Here is a 10586-nt window from a genome sequence, read left to right on the forward strand (position 1 = left end):
CGGCGGGCATGGCTGGTGGCTCAGACGGTGACGTACCAGCCAGGATTCCTCCGGCCCCGCTCGGAACGATCCGCACGGATCCCACCCGACGGGGCCGGAGGGCGCCAACCGAATGCGGGACGGCCCCCATCCGCCGCGAGCGGATGGGGGCCGTCCCGTCGTCGTGGTGCTACCGCTGCACGAAGACCGCGACGCTGCGCGCCGGCACGGTGAACGTGCCGGTGCCCGGGTCGAACGACGCGCTACGCAGCACCGGGTCGGCCGACGTACGCAGCACCGGGTGCAGGGCCACGTCCGCGCCGCGCAGGCCGGTGACCTGCTGCGTCGCCACCGCCGGGGTGGCGTTGAAGACGACCGTCACCGACTTCCAGGTCCGGTCCAGGCCCCGACCGTCGAGGGTCATGGTGACCACGCCCGGGGTCTCGGCGGCGCCGGAGAGCGGGAAGGCAACCCGCTGCTGTACCTGGTCGGCGGTGGCCAGCCCGAACACCGGCGAGGAGTTCCGGATCTGCAACAGCTCGGCGTACCGGGCGTCGGCCAGGTTGATCGCCGGGCAGTCCGGCACCAGCCTCGGATCGGCCAGCAGCGGCCTGGCGTACGACCACTTGCTCTGGTTGTCCGCCGCCGGCGGCAGGCCGGCGCCGAACCCGTTGCCCTGCGCGCAGTCCCACCGGATCTGGTTGAACCAGTCACCGGAGTTGTAGGAGTTGCGGTCCAGCGACTTGGAGCGCAGCCGCTCCGAGCCGGCCGTCACGAACCCGGTCCCCTGCCCCATCACCACCGTGCTGAGGGCGAGCACCTGCATCCGGGCGCGGTCCGTCGCCGAGGTCCCCTGCGGCAGCTTGTACGCCAGCGCGTCGTACAGGATCTCGTTGTCGTGCGCGTCGACGTAGGTGACCGCCTCGCCGGGCGCGGCGGTGTAGCCGGCCGGTGAGCCGTTGTAGTCGACCTGGGCGCCGGTGACCTGCCGGCCGGACGAGTCGGTGAACCGGTAGCCGCGCAGGTTGCCGGCGAGACCGACCTTGATCAGGTCCTGCTGGTGCAGCAGCCGGGCCTTCTGCTCCGCCGCCGAGCCGTTGACGCCGTCACCGTTCGGGTCGGTGTACAGGCCGGACGCGAAACCCTGGATCCGCGGATTGTCGTCGAACGGGCCGCCGCCGCGCACCGCGTCACGGAGCCGGTCGTTGAACGTGCCGATCCCGGTGCCCGCCATGTTGGCCTGGGTGGCCTGCACGAACCGGGCGTCGTTGGCGACCTCGCCGAAGTTCCAGCCCTCGCCGTAGAGCAGGATCCTCTTCCCGTCCACGCCGTCCTTCGCCACGGTCAGCTTGTCCAGCGCGGCGCGCACGGCCAGGAGGTTCGCCTTCGGGTGGTGTCCCATCAGGTCGAACCGGAAGCCGTCCACCTTGTACTGCCTGGCCCAGGTGACCACCGAGTCCACCACCAGCTTGCCCATCATCGCGTGCTCGGGAGCGGTGTTGGCGCAGCAGGTCGAGTTGGCCACGGTGCCGTCCTCCAGCAGCCGCTGGTAGTAGCCCGGCACCACCTGGTCGAGCACCGACCTGGCGTCGGTGCCGGCGGCCGACGTGTGGTTGTAGACGACATCCATCACCACGCGCAGGCCGGCATGGTTGATCCCGGCGACCATCTGCCGGTACTCGGTGGTCCGCCTCGCCCCGGCCGGGTCGACGGCGTAGCCGCCCTCCGGCACGGTGTAGTGCAGCGGGTCGTACCCCCAGTTGTAGCCGTCGGAGTCGGCCACGGCCGACACGCACTTCTGCTGCTCCTCCGAGTCCGGCGGCAGCGCGGCCAGGTCGCAGGCCGGCTGCCGCTGGTCGACCCGCCTCTCGGGGATGGTGGCGAAGTCGAACGCCGGCAGCAGGTGCAGGTAGTTCACCCCGGCCTCGCCCAGGGCGGTGAGGTGCTTCATCCCGGCGGTGTTCGGGTCGGTGAAGGCGAGGTAGGTGCCCCGCCGATCGGCCGGCACGGTGGTGTCGGCGACCGAGAAGTCGCGTACCGACACCTCCTGGATCTGCGCCTTCGACGACGGCGCCGCCGCCGGCTTGCGCAGCTTGGCCCAGCCGGCCGGCGCCAGCGCCGGGTCGTCCAGGTCGACGATCTGGCTGTGCGTCGAGTCCGGCGCGAGGGCCACCGAGTACGGGTCGGTCACCGACGCGGTGACCACCTTCTGCGCCGCCGGCTGCCAGGCCTCGACCTGGTAGCGGTAGTACTTCCCGGTCCACGCCTTCGTGCCGCGTACCGACCAGACACCGGTGGTGTCGTCGCGGTTCATCGCCACGGTCGTCGGCTCGGCCGTGGGCGAGTCGAACAGTTGCAGCGCCACGGTGCGGGCGGTCGGCGCCCACACGGCCAGGCTGGGCACCTTGCCGGCGAACGTCGGGCCGAGCGACGCCTTGGTGGCGGACCGGTAGACGTCGTCGAGCACACCCGGGATCTGCACCCCGGTCGCGCCGAGCAGCTTGCCCTCGGCGTCCCGCTCGGTCACCACGAGCTGCCCGCGCAGCGCCGCCGGCACCCTGGCCAGGTCGGCCCGGTCGAGGGTGAACGCGTGCTGGTCCCACAGGTGCGGCCAGGCGGCGCGCTGGGCCTCGGTGAGCCCGTTGCGCTCGGCCCGCAGCGGCAGCGAGGTGTACGTCCCGGACAGCTCGCCGTCGGCGATGGCCAGCCCGCCGGCCGGAGCGGCCACCAGGGCGTACCGCTTGCCGTCGGTCGGCCCGGTCGGCCAGGCGATGGTGGATCGGTCGATCCACTGCGCCTTCTGCTTGGTGATGTCCAGGTCCTTCGACACGCCCGAGGCGGTGGACGGCAGCAGCCGGCCCTTCACCCCGGCGAGCAGCCAGGCCTCCCGGCCCGCGGCGGCGAAGTCCAGCCGCTGGTCCTCCGGGTGATCCTTCTCGTCGCCCTTGTGCACGATGTAGCTCAGCCCGCTCGCCCCGGCGGCCAGGGGCACCCGGAACACCGCGCCGAAAGAGTCGATCTTTTCCGGCTTGAGCGGGCTGGACCAGTCGGTCGGGTTGGCGGCGCCGTCCCACAGGTGCAGGCCCCAGCCGTCGTAGGTGTTGTCCGCCCGCCGCCAGTGGATGATCGCGGTGTCCTGGTCGACCGGCGGGTCCGGCTCGCCGGTGGCGGCCTGCCGACTCGGATAGACGGCCGGATCACCCTGTTTGACCCAGACCTCGCCGGTCTGCGTCACGTCGATGGTGCGGTCGTTCGCGACGTCCTTGGTCCCGAACCTGTCGACCACGAGGAAGCCGACGGACTTGGCGCCCGGCTTCAGCTTGACCCAGGCGAACCGGCCGAAGGAGTCTTCCCCGGCGAACGGCTGCCCCTTGGGCCAGTCGGTCTGGTACGCCGGGTCGATGTCGCCCCAGGTGTAGAGACCCCAGTCGTCGTACCCGCCGGCCGGGCGCTGGTAGTGCACGACCGCCCAGTCCCGCGACGCGCTCTGCGCCGGGGTGCCGACCACGCCCGTGGCCCGGGCGCTGGCGACGCGGCCCTTACCGTCGCGGACCACCGCCTTGTATTGGATCTCCGTGCCGCCCGGCAGACCGGTCAGGTCGTGGTGGACCGTGTACGGAGCCTTGTGCGCACTGCCCAGCAGCGTCCACTTGCCGCCGGGCAACCGGGCGGCGAAGGTGACGGTGGCCAGCGGATCGCCGGTGACCTGCGCCGTGACGGCAGCCCTGGTGGCGACCGGGGCGCCGCCCGGCTCGGTGATGGTGATGCCCGGGGCCGCGCCGGCCTGCGGGACCGCTCGGTCGGCCTTGAGCACCACGGCCGACATCGCCGGCACGGTCACGCTCAGCTTGCCGTCGGCGCCGGCCGTCGAGGTGGCGGCACCGCCGTAGACGCCGGTGAACGTGGCGCCGGCCGACCAGGTGTCCACGGTGACAGTCTGCGCCGTGCCGGCGTTGTTCACCGCGACGACGTACTCGGTGCGCTCGGCGGGCAGGACCCGCGAGAAGGCGAACACGCCGGGGCCGTCGGCCGCGTACCGGGTGACCTGGATGCCGTCCCGCAGCGCCGGGTGGGCCTGCCGCAGGCTGCCCAGCTCGGCGATGGTCCGGTACAGCGGGTGGGTGGTGTCGTACTGGTCGCTGGCGTGGGTACGGGTGGTGCCGATCAGGTCGTCGTCCAGGTAGTCCGGCGTCTGGCTGGCGAACATGTCCTGCCGGGCGTCCTTGTCCCCGCCGGGGCCGGTGAAGCCCTGCTCGTCGCCGGAGTAGACGACGGGCTGGCCGCGGGTGAGGAACATCAGCTGGTGGGCGAGCTGGTCGCGGCGCAGCTGGGTGGCGTCGTCACCACCGGCGGCGGCGATGAACGAGCCGATCCGGCCCATGTCGTGGTTGCCGAGGAAGGTGGTCAGCCGGTTCGCGTCGGTGTCGCGGGCGGCGTAGAGGTCGTCGCGGGCGTAGAGGTCGGCGAGCGCCTTGGCCGAACCGTCGGCGGCGGTGTAGCCGCGCGCAGCCTCCTGGAAGGAGAAGTCCAGGGTGGCCGGCAGGCCGCCCTGCCGCACGTACATCGACTCGATCTCCTGGTCAGCGCTGTAGACCTCGCCGAACATGAAGAAGTTCGGCTTGCCGGCCTTCGCGGCGGCGGCGTTGATGCCGCGGGTGAACTGTGGCCAGAAGTCGAGGTTGGAGTGCTTGACCGTGTCGAGGCGGAAGCCGTCGACCCCGGCCCGCGTGATCCACTGGGCGTAGATGTCGGTCATTCCCCGGACCACCTCGGGACGTTCGGTCCAGAGGTCGTCGAGGCCGAAGAAGTCGCCGTACTCGCTGTTCTCGCCGACGAAGGTCGAATCACCCCGGTTGTGATACATGGTCGGGTCGTTCAGCCACGCCGGGACCTTGACCTTCGCGTCGGCGGCGCTGGCGAACGTCGGGGTGTACGGGAACGACTTCTCGTTGACCTGCGGGAAGGTCCGGGTGCCGTCGGCGTAGTTGCGGTCGTCGAAGGCCCGACCCTGCGCGTCCTTGTACGGCGCGGTCTTCTTGTCCACGTACCCGTACTTGTTCTCGGCGTACCTGATGACGTCCGCGGTGTGGTTGACGATGATGTCGAGGTAGACCTTGATGCCGCGCCGATGGGCGAGGTCGACCAGCTTCTTCAGCTCCTCATTGGTGCCGAAGTGCGGGTCGACCTGGGTGAAGTCGGTGATCCAGTAGCCGTGGTAGCCGGCGGACACGTCCGCGCCGCTGCCCTGCACCGGCCGGTTCTTGAAGACGGGGGCCATCCAGATGGCCGTGGTGCCCAGGCCCTGGATGTAGTCCAGCTTGTCGATGAGCCCCTTGAGGTCACCGCCGTGGTAGAAGCCCTTGTCCTTCGGGTCGAGGCCGGTGGTGAGCCGGTCGCCGGTCAGTCCGCCGGTGTCGTTGCGCTTGTCGCCGTTGGCGAAGCGGTCCGGCAGGACGAAGTAGAACTGTTCGGCCCGGGCGCTGTTGCTGCCGGCCTTGAGCAGTGCTTCGACGGACGGCTCCTGTCCCCACTGTGCGGCGCCTGCGGCAGCGAGGACGTCCGGGGTGGCGGCACGGCCGGCGCCGTCGGCGCTCAGCTGGTGCGCGGCGACCGGCGCGCCGACGAGAGCGAGCACTAGGGAGGAGACCAGGGCGAGCAGGGCCTTGGCAGATATCGGCGGGGGTTTCATCGACGGCCTTTCTCTGGTCGCTGATTCGCCCGCACGCTAGCCCTTGCCGAAACATTCTGCAATACCTTGCAAACCGAGTCGCAACAAAGCAGATGCCTTGCAAAACGCGACAAGCCGGAGCCGGCACCGCGGCCGCTCGCCCCGGTGTCGGGACGGGCCGGGGATCAGAGCCCGGAACAGGCCGTGGTGCCGACCGCGCAGCTGGCCGGGCGGGTGGTGCCGGTGTTCTCGAAGTGGAACCGCAGCGGCACCGACACCCCCGGCGCCAGGTCCACTCCACTGCGGTAGGTGAAGACCCCGTCGGCGAAGCTGGCGCTACCCTGCTCCGCGCCTTCCACCCAGGACCCGGCGAGGCGCCCCCGCGCGAAGCTCAGCCGCACCGTCCAACCGCTGGGGCTGCCGCCGGTATTGACCAGCAGCACCTCGCCGATGAAGCCACCATCGAAGGCGTCCACCACCTTGTACCGGCCGGTGACCGGCGACGAGGACGCGGACAACGGTGCCGGCGGCGGGGCCGGTCGCCCGCTACCCGCGGCGGCGCCGGTCGACCGGTTCGGCGTCGACCGGCTCGGCGGCTTCGTCGACCTGGGCGGCTGGCCGGGCACCTCCGCCCCGGCGGCCGAGGTGGGCGGACGCGACTCCGTGGTGGTCGACACCTGCGGCAGCGGCATCGCCGGGTCCGGGGGCGCGGTCTCGGCGTACGTTCGCCGGTCCCGAGCCGCGTTGAGCGCGACGACCAGCAGCACCACCATGACGATCACGCCGATCGCGACGACGATCCAGGGCGAGGAGACGATGGCGGCGCCGGGTGACGAGCGCGCGCGGCGTGTGCCGAACATGACCCTCCCCTGTCGACTCGATCGGGTGAGAGTAGCGATCGGGAAGCCACGCCGGAAAGCACCCGGCCCGCCGGCCGTCGGCGCGCGTGCTCAGCCGAAGGCGCAGCCCGTTCCGTTGACGGTGCACGAGCCCGGCCGGTCACCGCTGCCCATTCGCTTGAACTGCAGCTGCACGGTGATGGTCTGCCCCGACGCCAGCGGCCCGGTGCCGCGCAGCTCGAAGACCCCGTCCGATGTACTGACCGAGACTCCGGCGGCGGACGAGGCCTGCAGGCTCTTCACGTTGCCGGCGAACTGCAGCTGCACCGCCCAGTCCTGGCTCCGACCCGAGTCGTTGGTGACGGTCAGCCGGGCCTCGAACGAGTTCCGCTCGCTCGCGATGGCCTCGTACCGGGCGGTGACCACGCCGTCCCGGGGCGCTGCCGACGGGGCCTGCGCCATCAACGGGGCGGCGGCCGACGTCGAGGGCTGGACGGAGGTGACTCTCGGCGACGGGGCGACGCTGGACGGCACCGTCGGCGAGGTGGTGACGTCGGCGGCGACCAACGGCGCTTCGGTCGACGGGTCGGACGTCGCCGCCGCGCCGACGGTCGGCAGGTGGACCGGCGGGGCGGGAGCCGGGATCGCCTGGCGCTCCTCGCGGCGCAGCGAAAGCAGCGCGATCAGCAGCAGGCCGACGAGCAGACCGACACCGACCATCACCACGATCCACGGCCACGACATCACCACCCGCGGTGCCGACCGCGCCATGGACGGCTGTTCCTGCCCGGCGCTCATCCCGTCCCCCTAGTCGTAGCCGACGCGCCAGCGTAGCCATGGTGGCCGGCGCTGCCCAGCAACGACACCGTGATCCGCCCGTCCGGTCAGCGGAACGCAGAGAACGGAGGATCGGGGCGCGCCGGTTCGGCTGGTCCTCCCCACCCCAGCCTCGGACGTGCCCCACCCGGATCAGGCGGTACGGATGACGGTGCAGATGACCGGTCCGTCGTGAGTGGCCCGCAGCAGGTAGCGGTAGCGGTCACCCGGCACCGCCCGCCCCTGGCTGTCCAGGAACTCCCAGCGCACCGCCACCTCGGTGAGCAGCACGGAGACCTGCTGCACGTCCTCGATCTGCGCGTTGGCCGCGACCAGTTCCCGCTCCTGGTAGTCGGGGGCCGCGCCGACGAAGCTGAGGGCCACCGCGGCCGGTGAGGTGAACGAGAAGCTGTACGTGTCGGCGACCACCAGCCCGGGCAGGGCGTAGCAGCCGGCGATGGCGGGCACGTCGCCGGTGGTCAGCGCCACGCCGTACCGGTCGAAGAAGTCCGTCAGCGCGTCGAGGTCCGTGGAAGCCGTCACGAGCTCTCCATTACCGCGCGGCCGGCCCGGCAAACCTGGTCAGCGCGCCGGGATGCGTACCTCGATCTCCACCCCGAGCTGGGCGCCGCCCGCGAGGTCGAGGTCGTCGCCGCTCCAGAACCGTCCGGGGTCGTACCAGTTGGGCCGGCGGCCGGAGGGCAACAACCCCATCGCCTCGTAGGTCACCGCGACCACCTCCGCGCAGTAGGCGGTCTCCAGCGCCCGGTCGCGCACCGGAACCAAGGCACCGTCCGGCGTGGAGGAAACGGGACGGCGCGCGTTCGGCACCCGGCCACGCAGCCAGCGCCAGGCGAGCTGCGCGGTGGACGGGAACGGGGTGCCGTCGAGGCGCGCCACGGTCCGCAGCACCGCCTCCTCCATCGCCGTGCCGGCCGGCGGTTCGAGCTGCCGCAACCAGGCCCGCTGGCCGTACCGGTTGGCCCAGACGCAGGCCGCGTCCCGCAGGTCGTGCAGCTGCACGCCGCGCTGGTGGGTGCCGGTCCACATGTCCGGCAGCGACCGGCCCAGCTCGGCGTGCCACATCAGCGGTGGCATGTCGTCGAGCACCAGCGCCATGCCGACGTGGTTGACCGGACTGTTGGTGGTGAGCTGGATGGCGCGGTCGGGCACGCTGCGCCCGCGGAACACCCACACGTCACCGGTGCGGGTCAGCTCCACGGCCTCGTCCAGGCTGATGCTCACGAGGAACTACCATAAGCCGATGCGACAACGGATGCGGTGGTGGAAGGTGCTCGGACTGGCCGGCCTCGCCGGGGTCGCGGCGACCGGGGTGGTCGTGGCCCGGGCGGAGCGGCGACGCCGGGCGTACACCCCGGAGGAGATCCGGGACCGGTTGCGTGAGCGGCACGCGGCCGCCGCCGGGCGCGCCACGCCGGGCGACGGCCGGGCCTGACCCCGCCCGCGCTCACCGCTCCGAGCGGCGCACCGCTTCGTCCAGCGCCTCGGGGGTACGGCCGACCAGCGCGCCACCGTCGTCCAGCAGCAGGATCGGGCGCTGGATCAGCTCCGGGTGCGCCACCATCGCCTCGATCCAGCGCGGCTCGGTGTCGTCGTCGCGCGGCCACTCGGCCATCCCCAGGGCGGCCGCAGCCGGTTCGCCGGTGCGGCAGATGTCCCAGGCCCGGGCCTCCAGCCGGCGCAGCACCTCGGTCAGCTCGGCCGCGCTCGGCGGCTCCGCCAGGTACGCCCGCAGCCGGTAGGGCACCCGCGCTTCGTCCAGGCTGGCCCGGGCGGTGGCGCACTTCGAGCAGGACGGGTTGTTCCACATCTCCATGCCCGACATGCTGGCAGACCGCCACGCAGGCGTGCCTGAGAAGGGACAGGTGCGGCCCGCTGGCGGCGCGGGGCGCACCTGGGTGGACCGGTTGCCGCTTGCTACTTGGCGTTGACGTTGACCGCGGGCCCGCCGACGACGACCGTGCAGTTCGGATTGCTGGAGCAGGCCTGAACGGACTGCAGCTGCTTGTCCGCGATGGCCAGCTGTGTCTCCAGCTCCTTGAGTCGCACGTGACGTTCGGATCCAACGCGAAACGAAACGCCTGGACCACGAAACCGGGCCGCGGCTCGAACTTCTTCACACCTTCGGCTCCCCCACAACCCGCACGGTCTGGCGGTCCAGGTCACCCTTCTGGTCGCGGGGGGACACGCGGCAGTAGGCGACCACGCGACCGGCCGCGCACCGCGCCTCTCCCACGATCCACGTACCAGACGGCGCCTGACGGACAGGGACGGGCATCCTGCCGCCCTTCACCCACCGCCAGGCGGTCTGATAGGTCACGCCCTGCTCGCGTGCCCAGTCTGAGAGCTTCGCACCATCACGATACATGTAGATGTTTGACTATGATTGCCCATAAAACCCGGATCTGTTGCCAACCCCTGCACACTCCGGCCGACCTGTCGGCCGCGGCCGAGCAGGTGAGCGTGGCGGTGGATCTGGTCCGGGCCGATCCGCGTGGACCCCGACCGGCTGGTGCTGTGGCTCTTCTCCGACGGCTCACTGCTGCTGGCCGACTGGCTGCGCGGTCTGGCGGCCTGGCTGCGCGGTCTGGCGGCCACGTACCCGCTGCTCGCACCGCTGCCCGGCTGGCGGGTCGAGGATCGGTTCCGCCCCGTCGACGCCCTCGGCGTGGCCGATGTGCCGCCCCTCGTGCTGACCCGCGCCGGGCTGGACCGGCCGGAACTCCTGAGCGCCACCGAGGAGTTCCTCTCCGGGGCGACCCGGCACGACGTGCCCGTACAGCTGGTCGAGGTACCGGAGGGGCGGCACGGCTTCGACGCCCTCGACGACACCGAGCAGTCCCGCGAGGCGGTCCGCGTCGCCCGCGACGCCGTTCTGTCCCTGCTCGACGCGAAGTAGGTCCCGCCGCGGTCGGGCGCGGTGTCCCTATCGCCTGGTCATGGGAACAGGGGCGCGGCTCGGGGTGGATGCCGACAGCATGGATCGGCCACAGGCTCGGTGCTGGTGCTTGCCGAGGATTTCAGGCGGAAGAACGGCTCTGTTGTCGGATGTTCCACGGAACGTGACGGACCCCTGGTTTGGGTGCATCTCACGCACGGTGAGCGAGAGTGGGCCTCGGGCGGTTGGGCGTGTTGGCGGGCTGGGGTGGTTGACCAGGTGGTTTCCGGCGGCAGCGTCGTAGAGGGACACCTCCCCTGGCTCGCTTTGCTCTGCAGCCGGATACGCAGCAGCTACGGAAAGTGCCCGCTGCGTATAGGGCTGT

Annotated in this window: 9 protein-coding genes; 2 read left to right on the forward strand and 7 right to left on the reverse strand. The window is 71.6% G+C overall.

Annotated elements, in window-relative coordinates; all coding sequences use genetic code 11:
* Nucleotides 1-169: 169 nt before the first annotated feature.
* The 5 genes from pulA to ACNAVT_RS31370 form a co-directional block, all read right to left on the reverse strand.
* Nucleotides 170-5668: a pullulanase-type alpha-1,6-glucosidase gene (gene pulA / locus ACNAVT_RS31350; RefSeq protein ID WP_416301587.1), complete on the reverse strand. Its 5499-nt coding sequence runs from the start codon at nucleotides 5666-5668 to the stop codon at nucleotides 170-172.
* Nucleotides 5669-5832: 164 nt separating this feature from the next.
* Complete coding sequence (locus ACNAVT_RS31355; protein ID WP_416301589.1) at nucleotides 5833-6507, reverse strand: cellulose binding domain-containing protein; 675 nt, start codon at nucleotides 6505-6507, stop codon at nucleotides 5833-5835.
* Nucleotides 6508-6597: 90 nt separating this feature from the next.
* Nucleotides 6598-7284 carry a cellulose binding domain-containing protein gene (locus tag ACNAVT_RS31360; RefSeq protein ID WP_416301591.1) on the reverse strand — a complete coding sequence of 229 codons (687 nt, stop codon included), beginning with the start codon at nucleotides 7282-7284 and terminating at the stop codon, nucleotides 6598-6600.
* A 171-nt stretch (nucleotides 7285-7455) separates the two neighbouring features.
* Entirely contained in the window at nucleotides 7456-7845 is a 390-nt protein-coding gene (locus tag ACNAVT_RS31365; protein WP_416301593.1) for a hypothetical protein, read from the reverse strand.
* 39 nt (nucleotides 7846-7884) lie between these two features.
* Nucleotides 7885-8547: a hypothetical protein gene (locus tag ACNAVT_RS31370; protein ID WP_416301595.1), complete on the reverse strand. Its 663-nt coding sequence runs from the start codon at nucleotides 8545-8547 to the stop codon at nucleotides 7885-7887.
* Nucleotides 8548-8578: 31 nt separating this feature from the next.
* Here ACNAVT_RS31370 and ACNAVT_RS31375 point away from each other — a divergent pair, with 31 nt between their 5' ends.
* Nucleotides 8579-8758 (forward strand): hypothetical protein, encoded by a 180-nt coding sequence (locus ACNAVT_RS31375; protein ID WP_416301599.1) that lies wholly within the window; start codon nucleotides 8579-8581, stop codon nucleotides 8756-8758.
* 12 nt (nucleotides 8759-8770) lie between these two features.
* Here ACNAVT_RS31375 and ACNAVT_RS31380 read toward each other — a convergent pair whose 3' ends face one another.
* Nucleotides 8771-9139 carry an ArsC/Spx/MgsR family protein gene (locus tag ACNAVT_RS31380; RefSeq protein ID WP_416301596.1) on the reverse strand — a complete coding sequence of 123 codons (369 nt, stop codon included), beginning with the start codon at nucleotides 9137-9139 and terminating at the stop codon, nucleotides 8771-8773.
* A gap of 101 nt (nucleotides 9140-9240) precedes the next feature.
* The gene (locus ACNAVT_RS31385) at nucleotides 9241-9372 is read right to left on the reverse strand and encodes a hypothetical protein (RefSeq protein WP_416301597.1); all 132 of its coding nucleotides are present in this window, start codon (nucleotides 9370-9372) and stop codon (nucleotides 9241-9243) included.
* A 445-nt stretch (nucleotides 9373-9817) separates the two neighbouring features.
* On the opposite strand from ACNAVT_RS31385, the gene ACNAVT_RS31390 reads away from it, so the two are divergent.
* Nucleotides 9818-10222 (forward strand): hypothetical protein, encoded by a 405-nt coding sequence (locus ACNAVT_RS31390; RefSeq protein ID WP_416301598.1) that lies wholly within the window; start codon nucleotides 9818-9820, stop codon nucleotides 10220-10222.
* Nucleotides 10223-10586 lie beyond the last annotated feature (364 nt).

The organism is Micromonospora sp. SL4-19 (assembly GCF_047921475.1).
Lineage (GTDB): Bacteria > Actinomycetota > Actinomycetes > Mycobacteriales > Micromonosporaceae > Micromonospora.